At 72.4% G+C, this 548-nt stretch carries 1 protein-coding gene; it reads left to right on the forward strand.

Annotated elements, in window-relative coordinates; genetic code table 11:
* Window positions 1–548: CBM96 family carbohydrate-binding protein (locus AC1DDH_RS20470; RefSeq protein WP_476956210.1), on the forward strand; the 548-nt coding region annotated here is incomplete at both ends.

Consider the following 548-nt stretch of genomic DNA (forward strand, 5'->3'; position numbering starts at 1 on the left):
GCCACCACCACCAAAATCGCCGACACCACCGGGCTCAGCTACACCGACACCAACCGCCCCGCCGGAACCTGGTACTACCGCGTCACCGCCACCGACGCCGCCGGCAACACCGGCCCCGGCTCCAACGAAGCCACCGCCACCACCCAACCGGCCGCTCCGCCGACGGTGCTGGCGGTGGAGAGTGCGGCGGATACCTACACCTCCGCCTCTGCGCCCACGACGGACTTCGGCACCAGCGGTTCCCTGGCGGTCTACGGCTCACCGGACGCCACGACGGTGCTCCGGTTCCAGGTCCCGGCAGCCCCGGCCGGGCAAACACTGACCGGCGCGGTCCTGCGCATACGCACCACCAGCCTGGCCTCCGCCGGCTCCGCCAACACCCTCAACGTCCGCTCGGCAGCCGACTCCTGGTCCGAGACCGGCACCCTCTACGCCAACCGCCCCGCGGTTTCCGGGCCCACCCTCGGGTCCCTGCCCGGCGGCACGGCCGCCAACACGGCCTACGACATTCCCCTGGACACCAGCCTGATGGCCGGCTGGACCGGGTC

The sequence above is a fragment of the Arthrobacter sp. 10T425 genome (assembly GCF_056393985.1).